Raw genomic sequence first — 14814 nt, 5'->3', positions numbered from 1 at the left:
GATAAGGAGCTACATATGTTCAACGCCATCCTCATTGATAAAGACGATTCCGGTTACCACGCCAACTTGAGTACGCTGGACGGGGCCGTATTGCCCTTAGGCAACGTAACGGTAGAAGTGCAATGGAGCACGCTCAACTACAAGGATGCTCTTGCCATCACCGGCCAGGGCGGAGCCGTGGTTCGTCATTTCCCGATGGTGCCAGGCATAGATCTGGCTGGTACCGTGCTGCACAGCGACGACCCCGATTTCAGTACCGGCGATGCAGTGTTACTCAATGGCTGGGGCGTGGGCGAAAAGCACTGGGGCGGCTTGGCTCAACGCGCCCGGCTGCAAGGCGAATGGTTGATCCCGCTGCCGCACGGATTGGACGCACGCCAGGCGATGGCCATCGGTACGGCCGGCTATACCGCGATGCTGTGCGTGCTTGCGCTTGAGCGTCACGGCCTGCGTCCGGAACACGGCGAGGTGCTGGTTACTGGTGCCAACGGCGGCGTCGGCAGTTTCGCCATTGCTTTGCTGGCTCGCCTTGGCTATCACGTCGTCGCCTCCACGGGGCGGCCACAGGAATCCGACTATCTGCGAGCCTTGGGCGCAGAGACCATCATCGACCGCGCCACCCTCTCGCAACCCAGCAAGCCGCTGCAGGCCGAGCGCTGGGCAGCAGCAATCGACTCAGTCGGCAGTCACACGCTGGCCAACGTCTGCGCTGGTCTGCGCGCCGATGGTGCCGTGGCTGCTTGCGGCCTGGCCCAAGGCATGGATCTGCCGGCCACAGTAGCACCCTTCATCCTACGCGGCGTCAGCCTGCTCGGGATCAACAGCGTGACGCGTCCGAAAGCCGACCGCATCCAGGCCTGGTCACGACTGGTCAAAGATCTGGATCTCGTCCAACTCGATGCGATTACTCAGGAAATTGGATTAGGCGAGGCCATCGCTGCCTCCGAGGATCTGCTCGCCGGCAAGGTGCGTGGACGTCTGGTGGTGGATGTGAATCGCTGAGCAGCGCTGCATAAACCAGCGAATAGAGAGGAACAATATGGAGTTTCGACACCTGCGCTGCTTCCTGGCGGTTGCCGAAGAACTGCACTTTGCCCGTGCTGCCGAGCGACTGCATATTGAACAGTCGCCGCTGTCGCGCACCATCAAGGAACTGGAGGAAGATCTGGGTGAGCAGTTGTTCGTCCGCACTAGCCGCAGCACGCGGCTGACTCGTGCTGGCAAACTGTTTCTGGAGCATGTGCCGCGTGTTGTCACCGCCTTGCAGCAGGCGCGAGACAGCGTGAAGGCAGCTACCAATGGTTTTCATAGCCAGCTACGCATTGCACTGTCCGACGGCATCATGCCGTCACGTCTGCCGTCCTTGCTGGCGCTGTGTCGGCAGGAGGAGCCCGAGGTCGAGATTCGGCTGTTCGAGGTGCCGCTGTCGCAGCAGATCAAGGGACTGCACGACGATCTGTACGACGTGGGCTTTGCGCAGTCCGATGACGTTGGTGATGGACTCGTGGCTGAGGCGGCGTGGAGTGATCCGTTGATGGTGGCAGTGCCTGCACGGCACCCGCTGCTGAGACACAAGCGTATCCCATTGGAAGAAGTGCTGCGCTATCCGCTGGTGCTCTGCGATCCGAATGTGTGTGAAGGACATGCCCGCCAGATTGAGCGTGTACTGCGCTGCTCAGACATGGAGCCGATGATTGCTGAGCGTGTGGCGTCTTACGACTTGATGATGGCGCTGGTATCAGCAGGCTTTGCTCTGGGAATTACTGGAGCGCCGCACATTGCGGCTCGCCGTGAATCTGGTGTGATTGCACGAGCGTTAACGGGGCGTTCTCCTTTGCTCACGACCTATGTACTACATCGAGTAGGTGAATCCTCCGATGTGCTGTTGCGCTTTATCGAACGAGTACTGGTACTCGAATCACCGGAAGGCGGCGGAGCCGTGCACCCCTTCGAACCCGACCCCCAAGAGGAAGTCGAGCCATGACCATGAAGCTGATTACCCCGTTCTTGTTGGTTACTGCACTGGCAGCCTGCGGCCCGTCGGAGCAGCCGAAGCAGGAAGCCAATGTGCCAACCGTCGAAGAACTGGCCGCCGATCCGGCACGCCTGAAGGAACTGCGCCGCCAATGCAAAACCGAGCGCCCGACGATGGGCGACGTACTCTGCAACCGGGTAGCGGAGGCGACGAACAAGCGCTTCTTCGGCGACGGCAAGGTGCCTTACACGCCATCGGAAACACCGCCGAAGTTCTGACCGTTGGCGGCTTTCCGCATATCCTGTTTTTCTTTCTCGATACGCCGCAGCGCGCTCATGCCTGCGGCGTTTTTATTGGCTTTGTCCCTGCATGAAACCATGCTTTTTGCATCACCTTGCTGCCGATAACAGTCTTTGACCGGCACTGAACCGGCACCGATCCTGACGCCTGCGGCACGCCTTTGTGCCGCGTTCTCCACGGGGAATCAGCGCAGGAGAAATCGGAGGCCAGGGTATGCAGGCTCAAGGTGTGTTGTTCGGGCAGATCGCCGCCGTCTTCGGCATCGTGATCGCTGGTGTGTGGGGTGCCACGCAATGGACAGCCGCCGCATTGGGCTATCAGCTACGCCTGGGCTCGCCCTGGTTCGACTTTCACGGTACCCCGGTCTATTACCCATGGAAGCTGTTCGAGTGGTGGTTCTTCTTCGACGCCTATGCGCCGCAGATCTTCGACACTGGCGGCATGATCGCGGCGGGCAGCGGTTTGCTGGCCGTAGCGGTCGCCATCGCCGTGTCGGTGTGGCGCTCGCGCCAGGCGCGCAAAGTGACGACCTACGGCTCTGCACGCTGGGCCGATGCTGCCGACATTCGCAAGGCCGGGCTGACGCAGCCTGCCGGCGTCTTTCTCGGTCAGCATGACGGCCACTACCTGCGGCACGAAGGGCCGGAACACGTCCTGACCTTTGCGCCCACGCGCTCGGGCAAGGGCGTGGGCCTGGTGGTGCCGACGCTGCTGTCCTGGCCGGCATCCGCCGTCATCCACGACATCAAGGGCGAGAACTGGCAGATCACCGCTGGCTGGCGCAGCCGATTCAGCCACTGCCTGCTGTTCAACCCGACCGATGCCAGTTCGGCGGCCTACAACCCGCTGCTGGAGGTAAGGCGCGGCGCGCATGAAGTGCGCGACGTGCAGAACATCGCCGACATCCTGGTCGATCCCGAAGGTGCGCTGGAGAAGCGCAACCATTGGGAGAAAACCAGTCACGCGCTGCTGGTCGGGGCAATCCTGCATGTGCTGTACGCGGGCGAAGACAAGACGCTGCGCGGCGTCGCCAACTTTCTCAGCGATCCGGCCAGCCCGTTCGAGCTGACGCTGCACCGGATGATGACTACGCGGCATCTTGGAGATGCGCAGCATCCGGTTGTCGCTTCGGCCGCGCGCGAAGTGCTCAACAAGTCGGACAACGAGCGCTCGGGCGTGCTGTCCACGGCCATGTCCTTCCTCGGCCTGTACCGCGATCCGACCGTGGCCGAAGTCACGTCGCGCTGCGACTGGCGCATCGCTGACCTGATTTCCGCCAAGCACCCGGTATCGCTCTATCTGGTGGTGCCGCCTTCCGACATTTCGCGCACCAAACCGCTCATCCGCCTGATCCTCAACCAGATCGGCCGGCGGCTCACCGAATCGCTGGATGGCAGTGATGGCATCGAACGCCGCCATAAGCTGCTGTTGATGCTCGATGAGTTCCCGGCGCTGGGCCGCCTGGACTTCTTCGAGACGGCGCTGGCGTTCATGGCGGGCTACGGCATCCGCAGCTTTCTGATCGCGCAGTCGCTCAACCAGATCGACAAAGCCTACGGCCAGAACCATTCGATTCTGGACAACTGCCATGTGCGTGTGACCTTCGCCACCAACGACGAACGCACGGCCAAACGCATTTCCGAAACCTTGGGCACGGCCACTGAGTTGCGCGCCCAGCGCAACTACGCAGGCCACCGGCTTGCACCGTGGCTCGGGCACCTTATGGTGTCGCGCCAGGAAACCGCGCGGCCACTGCTGACGCCCGGCGAAGTGATGCAGCTTCCGCCAGACGAAGCGGTGGTGATGGTGTCCAGCCTGCCGCCGATCAAGGCGAAGAAGCTGCGCTACTTCGCCGACGCCAATTTCAAGCAACGGGTGTTGCCGCCGCCTGCGGTGACGGCTGGCCGCTATGCCGATGTGCCGCCAGCACGAACTGACGACTGGAGCGGCCGGGCAATACCTGCGGTTCCTGCGGCACTGGCCACGGCATCCGCCGATGACCTGGAGGCCTTGGGTTCGACCGACGACGGCGGCCCACGCCGCCAGCCCGAACTGTCCGAAGCCATCGCCTACGCCCCCGAGATGGATGCCACGACCAGCGACCTGTCGCTGCTCGATGACGACGACATGCCCCCGGTGCTTCCCAGCCAGCTCGACCCCGCCGTGCAACGCACGGCGCGGCTGGCATCGCTGAACCCCAACGACGGAATCGACCTATGAGCCAATACCGATTGAACCTGTTCATCCAGCACGAGCACGCCAAAAGCCTGGACGAGCTGGCCGCGAAGAAAGGCGTCTCGAAGTCCAGCATCGTCGCCGCTGCTTTGGCGTCCTGGCTGTCGCCTGATGCGGGCGACCAGCGCGAGGCCGCCATCGCCAAACGACTGGATCGTCTGTCGCGGCAGGCCGAGCGCCTGGAGCGCGACCAGAACATCCTGATCGAAACGCTGGCGCTGTTCATCCGCTACTACCTGACCGTCAGCACGCCGGTGCCCGAAGCCCATCAGGATGCAGCTCGCGCCCAGGGCAAGGCGCGCTTCGAGCAGTTCGTCGAACAGTTGGGCCGCCACCTGCTGCGTGGCCGCAGCCTGGTGCGGGACGTGGTGGAAGAACTGCATCCAGACCCCATGCGGATGGACGACGCGGCGGTGCTGACCGAAGCCCATGAACGTGCTGCGGAGCGTGCCTCATGAGCGCCGTTCCGCAGATGCCGCCCGAACCGCGTTCGTCGGCCGCGACTTCGCTGGATCGCCGCATCCAGATGCTGCGCACGGCGATGGGGCCGGTGATCGCCGCAGCGCTGGAAGACCCGGACGTGGTGGAAGTGATGCTTAACCCCGACCGGACATTGTGGGTGGATCGGCTGTCTTCTGGACGTGCACCGCTCGGCGTCGAACTGCCCGAGGCCAATGGCGAACGCATCATCCGCCTGGTCGCTGCCCATGTCGGTGCGGAGGTGCATCGCGGTCAGCCGCTCTTGACTGCCGAACTGCCGGAGACCGGCGAGCGCTTCGAGGGCATCCTGCCGCCCGCCGCACCCGGCCCGGCCTTTGCGCTGCGCAAGCGGGCCGTGAGCATCATCGGTCTAGATCGCTATGTGGCCGATGGCATCCTGACCGCTGGGCAGGCCGAGTTTCTGCGTCATGCCGTGCGCGAGCGGCACAACATCCTGATCGCCGGAGGCACCAGCACCGGCAAAACCACGCTGGCCAATGCCTTGCTGGCCGAGATCGCCGCCACCGGCGACCGCGTGCTGGTGCTCGAAGACACCATCGAACTGCAATGCGCGGCCCGTGACCATGTGCCATTGCGCACCCGCGCAGGCGTGGTGTCGATGCAGGAACTGGTGCGCGCAACGATGCGGCTGCGCCCGGATCGCGTGATCGTCGGCGAAGTGCGCGGCGGCGAAGCGCTGGATCTGGTGAAGGTCTGGGGCACCGGCCACCCCGGTGGCATCGCCACCCTCCATGCCGGCTCCGCGTTGGGCGCGCTGCTGCGCCTGGAGCAACTGATCCTCGAAGTGGCGGTGAATCCGCCCCGCGCCCTGATCGCCGAGGCGGTCAACGTCGTCATCCACATCGCAGGCCGTGGCCGCAAGCGCCACGTCGAAACCATTTCCCGTGTCGTCGGTTTCGACGGCGCGGGCTACCGCCTGGCGGATGCGCTGGGAACGTCGTTTCCCGAGCTGCCGCCTGTTCCTTCCCAGTCCCTCGACCAATCCTCTGGAGAACTGCCATGACGCACGTTGATGCTTTCCATCTTTCTGTAAACCCGCTTTCTCGCCTGTCCAGCCTGGCACGGCTGCGCAGCCTGGCCCGCCCTGCGGGGCAAGGGCTGCTGCTGGCCGCGCTGCTGCCGTTCCTGGCCGGTACGGCCCAGGCCGCCGGTTCCTCAATGCCGTGGGAAGGCCCGCTGCAATCCATCCTCGAATCCATCCAGGGGCCGGTGGCGCGCATCGTCGCGGTGATCATCATTATTGCGACGGGCCTGGCGCTGGCCTTCGGTGATACCAGCGGTGGCTTCCGCAAGCTGATCCAGATCGTCTTCGGCCTGTCCATCGCCTTCGCGGCTTCGAGCTTCTTTCTGTCGTTCTTCAGCTTCTCCGGCGGAGCCGTCGTATGAGCATGGCCACTGATCTTCCGGGCTTTGAAGTGCCGCTGCATCGCTCGCTGACCGAGCCGATTCTGCTCGGCGGCGCGCCGCGCACTGTAGCGATAGCCAACGGTACGCTGGCCGCCGCCGTCGGGCTGGGCCTGCAACTGTGGATTCCCGGCGTGGTGCTGTGGATCGCCGGCCATTCGCTGGCGGTTTGGGGCGCGCGCGTCGATCCGCAGTTCATGCAGGTCTTCGCCCGGCACATCAAGCACAAGCCGCTGCTGGACGCATAGGGGGATGCCGACATGCTGAACCTTGCCGAATACCGCCAGCGGCCCGCGCTGCTGGCCGACTGGCTGCCCTGGGCCGGGCTGATCGGGCTGGGCGTGGTGCTGAACAAGGATGGCTCGTTCCAGCGCACGGCGCGCTTTCGTGGGCCGGATCTGGACAGCGCCACGCAAGGCGAGCTGATCGCCACGTCGGCACGGCTGAACAACGCGTTGCGCCGCCTGGGATCTGGCTGGGCCTTGTTCATCGAAGCCGAGCGCCGCGCAGCGGCGGGCTATCCACGTTCCGAGTTTCCCGAGCCGTTGTCCTGGCTGGTGGAGGAAGAACGCCGCGCGGCTTTCGAGGAATCCGGCCATCACTACGAGAGCGCCTATCACCTCACGCTGGCTTACTTGCCACCAGAAGAATCCCGCGCCCGCGCCGCCAAGATGCTCTATGAGAATGCGCCGGGCGACGGTGTGGACTGGCGGGGTCGGCTTGAAGCCTTCGTGGCAGAAACAGATCGCGTGTTCGACCTGCTCGACGGCGTGATGCCGGAAATTGCCTGGCTGGATGACAGCCAGACACTGACTTTCCTGCACACGACGGTGTCCACGCGGCGCTATCTCGTCGGTGTGCCCGACGTGCCGTTCCATATCGACGCACTGTTGGCCGACTCCGCCCTGGTCGGTGGTCTGGCACCCATGCTGGGCGATCAGCACCTGCGCGTGGTGTCGGTGCGGGGCTTTCCGACCTCGACCTGGCCGGGGATTCTGGACGACCTCAATCGCCTGGGCTTCGGCTACCGCTGGAGCACGCGCTTTCTGTGCATGGACAAGGCCGAGGCGGAAAAGGAACTGCGCCGCCTGCGCCGCCAGTGGTTCGCCAAGCGCAAGAACGTCGTCGCGCTACTGCGTGAAACCATATTCCAGCAGGAAAGCCCGCTGGTCGATACCGATGCCAACAACAAGGCCGCCGATGCTGATGCCGCCTTGCAGGAGCTGGGCAGCGATCAAGTTGCCTTCGGCTACCTGACAGCCACCGTGACGGTGCTTGACACCGATTCAGCCGTGGCCGACGAAAAGCTGCGCATGGTGGAGCGCGTCATTCAGGGCCGGGGCTTCGTCACCATCCCCGAGACCTTGAATGCGGTGGATGCCTGGCTGTCATCCATTCCCGGCAATGCCTACGCCAACGTGCGCCAGCCCATCGTCTCGACGCTGAACCTGGCGCACATGATGCCGCTGTCAGCGGTGTGGGCGGGGCCGGAGAGGAACGCGCATCTGGATGGCCCGCCGCTGATCGTCACGCGCACCGATGGCGCGACGCCGTTCCGGCTGGTGACGCACATTGGCGACGTGGGCCACACACTGGTCGCCGGGCCAACCGGCATGGGCAAGTCGGTCTTGCTCGCCACGCTGGCGATGCAGTTCCGCCGCTATCCCGGCTCGCGCATCTTCGCCTTCGACATGGGGTGCTCGATGCGCGCCACCATCCTGGGTCTCGGCGGCGAGCATTACGACCTGGCTAATGACGGGGCGATTGCGTTTCAGCCATTGGCCCGCATCGACCAGGAGGGCTACCGCACCTGGGCCGCCGAATGGGTGGAAGGCCGCTTGCTGCACGAAGGCGTGACCATCGGCCCGGACGAGAAGGCCGCGATCTGGTCGGCACTCGGGAGCCTCGCCGGTGCGCCTGTCGAACAGCGCACGCTGACGGGCCTGTCGGTGCTGCTGCAATCGAACGCACTGCGCCAGGCGCTCGCGCCCTATGTGCTGGGCGGTGCCCACGGCAAGCTGCTGGACGCCGATGCCGACCGCCTGGGTTCGGGCAACGTGCAAGGCTTCGAGATGGAAGAACTGATGCACAGCAAGGCGGCGGTGCTGGCCGTGCTGGGCTACCTGTTCGCCCGCTTCGATGAACGCTTCGACGGCGCGCCCACGCTGCTGATCCTTGATGAAGCCTGGCTGTTCCTTGATGACCCGGTGTTTGCCGCCCGCATCCGTCAGTGGCTCAAGACGCTCAGAAAAAAGAACGTCAGCGTCATTTTCGCCACCCAGTCGCTGGCCGACATCAAGGATTCGAGCATTGCCCCGGCGGTGATCGAAAGCTGCGCCAGTCGGGTTTTTCTCCCCAATCCGCAGGCCGCCGAGCCGCAGATTCGCACGATCTACGAGGGCTTCGGCCTCAACAGCCGGCAAATCGAAATCGTCGCCACCGCGCAGCCCAAGCGCGACTACTACTACCAATCGCGCCTCGGGAACCGCCTGTTCGACCTCGACCTGGGGCCAGCCACGCTGGCCTTCGCGGGGGCATCCACCCCGCAAGACCAGCGCGACATGGATCGGGTGCTGCTGGACGCAGGCACACCGGGCTTTGCCGGTGCCTGGCTGCGCCATCGCGGCCTCGATTGGGCCGCCGACCTGCTGCCGTCCTCACCGGCAGCAGCGTCCTTCCTCGCTTCTCAACGACCGGAGGTTTCACCGTGAAGACCCAACCCCGTTTGCTGTCCGCCTCGCTCGCCGCCGTGCTGTCGGTGTCGCTGCTGGCCGTTCAGCCCGCATCCGCGCTGACAGTGTTCGACCCGTCCAACTTCGTGCAGAACACGCTGACCGCCGTGCGCACGCTGGAGCAGATCAACAACCAGATCAACCAGCTTCAGAACGAAGCGCAGATGCTGATGAACCAGGCGCGCAATCTGGCGAATCTGGACTTCAACATCGTCAATCGCCTGCGTTCGACGCTGGCGACCACCGAGCGCCTGATCGCCGAGGCGCGCGGCCTGGCCTACGACGTGCAGAGCATGGATGCCACCTTCGCCCGCCTGTACCCGGAGCAGTACGCGGCCACCATCAGCGGCGACCAGATGCTGCGCGATGCGCAGGAACGCTGGAAGAACACCTTGAACGGCCTGCATACCGCGATGCGGATGCAGGCGCAGGTGTCGCAGAACCTGGCGCAAGACGAAAGCGCGCTGTCCGATCTGGTCAGTCAGAGTCAGTCCGCCACCGGCGCACTGCAAGCCATGCAGGCGACCAACCAGCTTCTGGCCTTGCAGGCCAAGCAGTCCATCCAGGCGCAGCAGCTCCAGATCACGCAGGAACGCGCCGCCGCGCTGGAACTGGCACGCCAGGCGGCGGCTGTCGAACGTGGCCGTGAAGTGACGCGCCGCTTTCTGGGGGATGGCACGCCGTACACGCCGCATCGCGTGGATTTCTACGGCAACTGACGGGAGACGGCCATGCGATGCGTTTACTTGCTGCTGCCCGTACTGCTGGTCGCTTGCAGCCAGCAGCCGACCGAAGACCTGGCCGCTGCTCTGGCCGTCGATCCCGTGCGGCTAAAGGCTTTGCGTGCGCAGTGTGCCGCCGACAGGACGACGGCAGGCGAAGACGCTTGCCTGGCCGCGGCCGACGCTTTCGGGCGGCGCTTCTTCGCCGGTGAAACCGGGCCTGACGAGTTCCGCACGCTGGCCGATCTGCCGCCGATCCCGCCGAGCTTCGACACACCCGCCAGGGACCAGGACGCCATGCCCTTCGAGGGGGACGTGCCATGAATGACGTGACAGTGATCGACCGCTTTCTTGCCACCTTCTCGCGCTACATCGACTCGGGCTTTGGGCTGCTGCAGGGCGAAGTCGCGTTCCTCACCGCCACGCTGATCGTCATCGACATGACGATTGCCGGGCTGTACTGGGCGATGAGCCACGCCACCGGCCAGGGCGAGGACGTGATCGCCAAGCTACTGCGCAAGGTGCTCTACGTCGGCGCCTTCGCCTACATCATCAACAACTTCAACTGGCTGGCCAGCATCGTCTTCCGCTCTTTCGCGGGCCTGGGTCTGACGGCCAGCGGCTCGACGATGAGCATGGGCGAGTTTCTGCAACCGGGCCGCCTGGCCAAGACCGGCATTGACGCGGCGGCCCCCATTCTTGAGCAGATCAGCGACATGGCGGGCTTCCCCGAGGTGTTCGTGAACCTGACGCCCATCGTGGTCATGTTCCTGGCCTGGGCGGTGGTGATCCTGTGCTTCTTCGTGCTGGCGATCCAGCTCTTCATCACGTTGATCGAGTTCAAGCTGACCACGCTGGCGGGCTTCGTGCTGGTGCCGTTCGCGCTGTGGAACAAGACCAGCTTCCTCGCCGAAAAGGTGCTGGGCAACGTGGTGTCCTCGGGCATCAAGGTGCTGGTGCTGGCCGTCATCGTCGGCATCGGCTCGGGCCTGTTCGCCGAGTTCCAGGTGCATCCGTCCGAGCCGTCCATCGACCATGCGGTGGTCATCATGCTGGCCTCGCTCACGCTGCTGGCGTTGGGAATATTCGGCCCAGGCATTGCCACCGGGCTGGTATCCGGCGCGCCGCAGTTGGGTGCCGGGGCGATGGCCGGTGCTGCGATTGGTGCCGCAGGCGCGGCGGTTGCCGTAGGTGCCGCAGCCACCGGCGTGGGCGGAGCCGTGATGGCCGGGGCGCGCATGGCACCGGCAGCCGCCAAGCTCGCCGGGGCTGGTGCGCGGGCCGCGACCTCGGCGGCGGGCAGCGCGAAGTCGGCCTTCCAGGCCGGTTCCGCCGCTGCGGGCGGCGGAGCCAAAGGCGCGATGGCTGGGCTGGGCAGTGTCGCCAAGGGCAGCGCACAGGCGGCAGGCCAACGCGCGGGTGCTGGCATCAAGGCAGCGGCAGTCAAGGCGGCCGCGCCATTCAAAGCAGGCTGGCAAGGCTCCGGCACCGATAGTGGTTCTGGCGGTGGCGCTGCCAGCTCCGGGCAGGCCACCACAGGCGATGCCGCTGGCGACACGGCCAATGCGCAAAAGCAGGAACAACCCGGCTGGGCCAAGCGCCTGCAACGCCGCCAACGACTCACCCAGGCCACCACCACGGCCGCGCACACGCTGCGCGGTGGCGACGGCGGCGGTTCGGGCCAAGGCCCGAACCTGCGCGATTCCGATAGCTGACTTTCAAGGAGAACTCCATGCGATTCAAACGACCGCAGGTGCGCTATGCCGATACGCCGCAACCTGCCACTCCCTATCAATCCGCAGCCCAGGTCTGGGACGAGCGCATCGGCTCGGCCCGCGTGCAGGCGAAGAACTGGCGGCTGATGGCCTTCGGCTGCCTGGTGCTCGCGCTGCTGATGGCCGGTGGCCTGGTGTGGCGCTCGGCCCAATCCATCGTCACGCCCTATGTCATCGAGGTCGATCAGTCCGGCCAGGTGCGCACCGTGGGCGAAGCTGCCACGCCGTACCGGCCCACCGATGCCCAGACCGCGCACCACATCGCGCGCTTCGTGACGCTGGTGCGCTCGCTGTCCATCGACCCCATCGTCGTGCGCCAGAACTGGCTCGATGCCTACGACTACACCACAGATCGGGGCGCCGCCGTGCTCAACGACTATGCACGCACCAACGACCCGTTCGCCCGCATCGGCAAGGAGTCGGTGACGGTGCAGATCACCAGTGTGGTTCGCGCCAGTGATGCGTCGTTCAACGTGCGCTGGACAGAACGCCGCTACGTCAATGGCGCGGCGGCCGGGCTGGAGCGATGGACGGCGGTGGTGTCCATCGTGCAGCAGACCCCGCGCACCGAAGAACGCCTGCGCCGCAACCCGCTGGGCATCTACGTCAATGGCTTGTCGTGGAGCCGTGAACTGGATTCTTCTGAAGGAGCCAAACCATGAATGCACATTTCCATAAAACCGCATTGCCGCCGATCCTGCTGGCATCGACTGTTCTGTTTGCGGGCTGCGCCACGCAGGGCAAACCGCCGCCGGTCATTTCGCTCGATGAGCCGGTGCAGGCGCAGCCATTGCCCGAGCCGCCCAAGCCCATCGAAGTTGTGGCTGTGCCCGAGCCGTTGGCATTGCCAGCGCAGTTGAAACCGCTGCCGGACGTCGATGCGGCCCCGGTGGCACCGGAGCCTGCCAATGAGAAGGTGCGCGTCTCGCGCGCCAACGCCGAAGCACGGATCGCGCCGACCCGTGAGGGCTACGTCAATGCGATTCAGGTTTGGCCCTTCACCGATGGCGCGCTGTACCAGGTCTATGCGTCCGTGGGGCGCGTGACGGTGATCGCGCTCCAGCCCGGCGAGGAGCTGGTGACGGTCGCTGCCGGCGACACGGTGCGCTGGATCGTGGGCGACACCTCCAGTGGCAGCGGGGCCGATCTGCGCGTCAATGTGCTGGTCAAACCAATCCGTTCCAGCTTGAAGACCAATCTGGTCATCACCACCAGTCGCCGCACCTACCTGCTGGAACTGACTTCGACCGACAAGGCATGGATGGCGTCGGTGTCCTGGGACTACCCCAAGGATCGAATGCTGGCCTTGCAGCGCCAGGCACAGGCTGCCAGCGCTGCCGCGCCGGTCGATGCAGGCTTGTCGCTGGAGAACATCCGCTTTCGCTATGCAATCAGCGGCAACAATCCGCCGTGGAAGCCGCTGCGTGCCTTCGATGATGGCGAGAAGGTTTATATCCAGTTCCCGGCAGGCATCGCCCAGGGTGAGCTGCCGCCGCTGTTCGTCATCGGCACACAGGGCGACGGGCAACTGGTGAACTATCGCTTCCGCTCGCCGTACTACATCGTAGATCGCCTGTTCGGTGCGGCAGAGCTGCGCCTGGGGGCCGACAAGGGCGATGTGGTGCGCATCGAGCGCACGGATGGCATCGCCGGGAGGAACTGAGCATGAGCCAGGACGACATTCCCGACCTTGCCACGTCGCAGGCGGACAAGGTGGCACCCGAGGCGGTGGCGCTGCGCGCCCAACCGCGCCCGGTCACGCGACTGAACCGGCGCACGCTGGCCATCCTCGCCGGCGGCCTATCGGTTGGCGTGATGGGCGCGCTGATCTGGTCGCTGCAACCGCAGCAACGCGGTGCAGGCGAATCCACCGAACTGTACAACGTGGATCGCGTGTCCAAGTCGGAAGGGCTGGATGCGCTGCCGACGGACTATTCCAAGCTGCCAGCGCTGCCGCCTGACGTGCCGGAGCTGGGGCCTCCTTTGCCCGGCGACCTGGGGCCGGCCATCGTCAATTCACAGCAGCCAGTTGCCGCCACCTATGCCGCGCCGGGCTACGATCCCAACGATGCGCTGCGCAAGGAAGCAGAAGCTGCGGCAGCCTCATCGGTGTTCTTCCGCACGGGTTCCCCGCAAGCAGCGCCCGTGGCGCAGTCGCAGGTCGCTGCCGCACCAGGCTTCGCCGCCAATGCCGCTTTCGATCCACTGGCCGCTGGCCCGGCCTCGACGGCGGCCCAGCCTGCTGATCCGACTGCCGTGCAGAACCGGCAAGACCAGAAAGAGGCGTTCCTGACAGGCGGCTCTGCGGAAACCCGTAACTCCGGCAACCTGCAAATGCCCACCTCGCCGTATCAGGTGATGGCCGGAACGGTCATTGCCGGGGCACTGGTTACGGGCATCAAGTCCGACCTGCCGGGCGACGTGATCGCCACGGTGACGGAGCCGATCTATGACACGGCCACTGGCAAGTTCCTACTCATCCCGCAGGGTTCGCGCATCCTGGGCAAGTACAACAGCCAGGTCAGCTACGGGCAGAGCCGCGTGCAGGTGGTGTGGAACCGTATCATCCTGCCGGACACGTCTTCGCTCACGCTCGATAACCTGATCGGCACCGACCCGGCGGGCTATGCCGGTCTGGAAGACGACGTGGACTGGCATTGGGATCGGATCTTTGCAGGAGCCGTGCTGACCACGCTGCTGGGTGTGGGAGCCGAACTGGCCGCGCCGGAGAACCGTCAGGATGGCGATCGCGTCATCATCGCTGGGCGCGACAGCCTGCAGGACACCGTGAACCAGGTCGGCCAGGAGGTGACCCGGCGCAACCTCAACATCCAGCCCACGCTGACCAGCCGCCCGGGCTTGCCGGTGCGCATCATCGTCAACCGCGATCTGGTGCTGCGGCCCTATCAGCCGCTGTTCTTCAACAAGGGGACTTCACGATGAGCACAACCAGGAAACTGCGGCTGGGGCCGCTGCCCAAGATCGAGAGCGTGAAGCTGACCTTCGCCTGCCCGGCCAGCTTGAAAGCCGATCTCGACCGCTACGCCGCGCTGCACGCGCAGGCGTATGGCGAGGCGGTCGATGCCACGACGCTGATCCCGCACATGCTGGAGGCGTTCATGGCGGGGGATCGGGGGTTCAAGAGAGGAAATCATTGATATGCGTCTGGC

The 14814-nt window shown here is 65.0% G+C and carries 17 protein-coding genes; 16 read left to right on the top strand and 1 reads right to left on the bottom strand.

Translation table 11 applies throughout. From position 1 onward, the window contains the following. Nucleotides 1–15: 15 nt before the first annotated feature. Genes acuI through A7W11_RS23330 form a run of 3 tightly spaced genes read left to right on the top strand, consistent with a single transcriptional unit; the run spans nt 16 to nt 2253 of the window. The gene (gene acuI / locus A7W11_RS23340; protein WP_066419943.1) at nt 16–1002 is read left to right on the top strand and encodes an acrylyl-CoA reductase (NADPH); all 987 of its coding nucleotides are present in this window, start codon (nt 16–18) and stop codon (nt 1000–1002) included. Nucleotides 1003–1039: 37 nt separating this feature from the next. Then, nucleotides 1040–1984, top strand: a complete 945-nt coding sequence (locus tag A7W11_RS23335) for a LysR family transcriptional regulator (protein ID WP_066419941.1) — start codon at nt 1040–1042, stop codon at nt 1982–1984. A gap of 2 nt (nt 1985–1986) precedes the next feature. Next, nucleotides 1987–2253, top strand: coding sequence for an EexN family lipoprotein (locus tag A7W11_RS23330; protein WP_173678843.1), 267 nt, complete (start codon nt 1987–1989; stop codon nt 2251–2253). Here the strand turns inward: A7W11_RS23330 and A7W11_RS28170 are convergent. After that, nucleotides 2220–2453 carry a hypothetical protein gene (locus A7W11_RS28170; protein WP_156523214.1) on the bottom strand — a complete coding sequence of 78 codons (234 nt, stop codon included), beginning with the start codon at nt 2451–2453 and terminating at the stop codon, nt 2220–2222. The two genes, A7W11_RS23330 and A7W11_RS28170, sit on opposite strands and share 34 nt — an antisense overlap. 35 nt (nt 2454–2488) lie before the next feature. Here A7W11_RS28170 and A7W11_RS23325 point away from each other — a divergent pair, with 35 nt between their 5' ends. Genes A7W11_RS23325 through A7W11_RS23265 form a run of 13 tightly spaced genes read left to right on the top strand, consistent with a single transcriptional unit; the run spans nt 2489 to nt 14802 of the window. After that, nucleotides 2489–4495 carry a conjugal transfer protein TraG gene (locus tag A7W11_RS23325; protein WP_066419938.1) on the top strand — a complete coding sequence of 669 codons (2007 nt, stop codon included), beginning with the start codon at nt 2489–2491 and terminating at the stop codon, nt 4493–4495. After that, entirely contained in the window at nt 4492–4968 is a 477-nt protein-coding gene (locus tag A7W11_RS23320) for a CopG family transcriptional regulator (RefSeq protein WP_066419937.1), read from the top strand. Before A7W11_RS23325 ends, A7W11_RS23320 begins: the two co-directional genes overlap by 4 nt. Continuing rightward, complete coding sequence (trbB, locus tag A7W11_RS23315; protein ID WP_066419936.1) at nt 4965–6014, top strand: P-type conjugative transfer ATPase TrbB; 1050 nt, start codon at nt 4965–4967, stop codon at nt 6012–6014. The genes A7W11_RS23320 and trbB overlap by 4 nt, the downstream gene beginning before the upstream one ends. Beyond that, nucleotides 6011–6397, top strand: coding sequence for a TrbC/VirB2 family type IV secretion system protein (locus A7W11_RS23310; RefSeq protein WP_066419935.1), 387 nt, complete (start codon nt 6011–6013; stop codon nt 6395–6397). The genes trbB and A7W11_RS23310 overlap by 4 nt, the downstream gene beginning before the upstream one ends. After that, on the top strand, nt 6394–6663 hold the full coding sequence (locus A7W11_RS23305) for a VirB3 family type IV secretion system protein (protein WP_066419934.1): 270 nt from the start codon (nt 6394–6396) through the stop codon (nt 6661–6663). The genes A7W11_RS23310 and A7W11_RS23305 overlap by 4 nt, the downstream gene beginning before the upstream one ends. A gap of 12 nt (nt 6664–6675) precedes the next feature. Continuing rightward, nucleotides 6676–9126 carry a conjugal transfer protein TrbE gene (gene trbE / locus A7W11_RS23300; RefSeq protein ID WP_066419933.1) on the top strand — a complete coding sequence of 817 codons (2451 nt, stop codon included), beginning with the start codon at nt 6676–6678 and terminating at the stop codon, nt 9124–9126. After that, nucleotides 9123–9866, top strand: coding sequence for a P-type conjugative transfer protein TrbJ (trbJ, locus tag A7W11_RS23295; RefSeq protein ID WP_066419931.1), 744 nt, complete (start codon nt 9123–9125; stop codon nt 9864–9866). Before trbE ends, trbJ begins: the two co-directional genes overlap by 4 nt. 12 nt (nt 9867–9878) lie before the next feature. Further along, entirely contained in the window at nt 9879–10193 is a 315-nt protein-coding gene (locus tag A7W11_RS23290; protein WP_066419930.1) for a hypothetical protein, read from the top strand. Further along, nucleotides 10190–11584: a P-type conjugative transfer protein TrbL gene (gene trbL / locus A7W11_RS23285; RefSeq protein WP_066419928.1), complete on the top strand. Its 1395-nt coding sequence runs from the start codon at nt 10190–10192 to the stop codon at nt 11582–11584. The genes A7W11_RS23290 and trbL overlap by 4 nt, the downstream gene beginning before the upstream one ends. A 17-nt stretch (nt 11585–11601) precedes the next feature. Next, nucleotides 11602–12306 (top strand): conjugal transfer protein TrbF, encoded by a 705-nt coding sequence (trbF, locus tag A7W11_RS23280; protein ID WP_066419918.1) that lies wholly within the window; start codon nt 11602–11604, stop codon nt 12304–12306. Then, nucleotides 12303–13307 carry a P-type conjugative transfer protein TrbG gene (gene trbG, locus A7W11_RS23275; protein WP_066419912.1) on the top strand — a complete coding sequence of 335 codons (1005 nt, stop codon included), beginning with the start codon at nt 12303–12305 and terminating at the stop codon, nt 13305–13307. Before trbF ends, trbG begins: the two co-directional genes overlap by 4 nt. A 2-nt stretch (nt 13308–13309) precedes the next feature. Then, nucleotides 13310–14587 carry a TraB/TrbI/VirB10 family type IV secretion system protein gene (locus tag A7W11_RS23270; RefSeq protein ID WP_066419904.1) on the top strand — a complete coding sequence of 426 codons (1278 nt, stop codon included), beginning with the start codon at nt 13310–13312 and terminating at the stop codon, nt 14585–14587. Further along, a complete protein-coding gene (locus A7W11_RS23265) occupies nt 14584–14802 on the top strand; it encodes a DUF2274 domain-containing protein (RefSeq protein ID WP_066419903.1) in 219 nt (72 codons plus the stop codon). The genes A7W11_RS23270 and A7W11_RS23265 overlap by 4 nt, the downstream gene beginning before the upstream one ends. Nucleotides 14803–14814: the final 12 nt, after the last annotated feature.

The organism is Bordetella ansorpii (assembly GCF_900078315.1).
Classification (GTDB): Bacteria; Pseudomonadota; Gammaproteobacteria; order Burkholderiales; family Burkholderiaceae_B; genus Bordetella; species Bordetella ansorpii.
The sequence above is the reverse complement of the archived record's forward strand: the minus strand, read 5'-3'. Positions and strand labels throughout refer to the sequence as shown.

What these genes read in the sequence shown, in the direction of transcription:
- acuI (WP_066419943.1), top strand. Translation starts at nt 16, where the DNA reads ATGTTCAACGCCATCCTCATTGATAAAGACGATTCCGGTTACCACGCC.
- A7W11_RS23335 (WP_066419941.1), top strand. Translation starts at nt 1,040, where the DNA reads ATGGAGTTTCGACACCTGCGCTGCTTCCTGGCGGTTGCCGAAGAACTG.
- A7W11_RS23330 (WP_173678843.1), top strand. Translation starts at nt 1,987, where the DNA reads ATGAAGCTGATTACCCCGTTCTTGTTGGTTACTGCACTGGCAGCCTGC.
- A7W11_RS23325 (WP_066419938.1), top strand. Translation starts at nt 2,489, where the DNA reads ATGCAGGCTCAAGGTGTGTTGTTCGGGCAGATCGCCGCCGTCTTCGGC.
- A7W11_RS23320 (WP_066419937.1), top strand. Translation starts at nt 4,492, where the DNA reads ATGAGCCAATACCGATTGAACCTGTTCATCCAGCACGAGCACGCCAAA.
- trbB (WP_066419936.1), top strand. Translation starts at nt 4,965, where the DNA reads ATGAGCGCCGTTCCGCAGATGCCGCCCGAACCGCGTTCGTCGGCCGCG.
- A7W11_RS23310 (WP_066419935.1), top strand. Translation starts at nt 6,011, where the DNA reads ATGACGCACGTTGATGCTTTCCATCTTTCTGTAAACCCGCTTTCTCGC.
- A7W11_RS23305 (WP_066419934.1), top strand. Translation starts at nt 6,394, where the DNA reads ATGAGCATGGCCACTGATCTTCCGGGCTTTGAAGTGCCGCTGCATCGC.
- trbE (WP_066419933.1), top strand. Translation starts at nt 6,676, where the DNA reads ATGCTGAACCTTGCCGAATACCGCCAGCGGCCCGCGCTGCTGGCCGAC.
- A7W11_RS23290 (WP_066419930.1), top strand. Translation starts at nt 9,879, where the DNA reads ATGCGATGCGTTTACTTGCTGCTGCCCGTACTGCTGGTCGCTTGCAGC.
- trbL (WP_066419928.1), top strand. Translation starts at nt 10,190, where the DNA reads ATGAATGACGTGACAGTGATCGACCGCTTTCTTGCCACCTTCTCGCGC.
- trbF (WP_066419918.1), top strand. Translation starts at nt 11,602, where the DNA reads ATGCGATTCAAACGACCGCAGGTGCGCTATGCCGATACGCCGCAACCT.
- trbG (WP_066419912.1), top strand. Translation starts at nt 12,303, where the DNA reads ATGAATGCACATTTCCATAAAACCGCATTGCCGCCGATCCTGCTGGCA.
- A7W11_RS23270 (WP_066419904.1), top strand. Translation starts at nt 13,310, where the DNA reads ATGAGCCAGGACGACATTCCCGACCTTGCCACGTCGCAGGCGGACAAG.
- A7W11_RS23265 (WP_066419903.1), top strand. Translation starts at nt 14,584, where the DNA reads ATGAGCACAACCAGGAAACTGCGGCTGGGGCCGCTGCCCAAGATCGAG.